The 421-nt window shown below is 59.6% G+C and carries 1 protein-coding gene; it reads right to left on the bottom strand.

Going from position 1 to position 421, the window contains the following annotated elements; all coding sequences use genetic code 11:
• The coding region (locus tag AKG37_RS18575; RefSeq protein ID WP_193391713.1) for a hypothetical protein at positions 1-421 on the bottom strand (421 nt) is incomplete at both ends.

The following is a 421-nucleotide window of genomic DNA, read 5'->3' as shown; positions in this document are numbered from 1 at the left end:
CAGTTACTCCAGTGCCACCCGTTGCGCCGGTAGGACCGGTTGAACCGGTGATACCCGTGGCCCCAGTTGGTCCAGTGCTGCCTGTTGCACCAGTAGGACCGGTTGAACCAGTAGATCCGGTTGAACCAGTGCTACCCGTGGCCCCAGTATCTCCAGTTGGTCCAGTGCTACCGGTTGAACCAGTAGATCCGGTTACTCCAGTGCTACCAGTGGCGCCAGTAGGACCGGTTGAACCAGTAGGTCCAGTTGGTCCAGTGCTGCCTGTTGCACCAGTAGATCCGGTTACTCCAGTGCTACCCGTTGCACCAGTAGGTCCAGTTACTCCAGTGCCACCCGTTGCGCCGGTAGGACCGGTTGAACCGGTGATACCCGTGGCCCCAGTTGGTCCAGTTGCTCCAGTGCTGCCTGTTGCACCAGTAGG

The organism is Bacillus australimaris (genome assembly GCF_001307105.1).
Classification (GTDB): Bacteria; Bacillota; Bacilli; order Bacillales; family Bacillaceae; genus Bacillus; species Bacillus australimaris.
The sequence above is the reverse complement of the archived record's forward strand: the minus strand, read 5'-3'. Positions and strand labels throughout refer to the sequence as shown.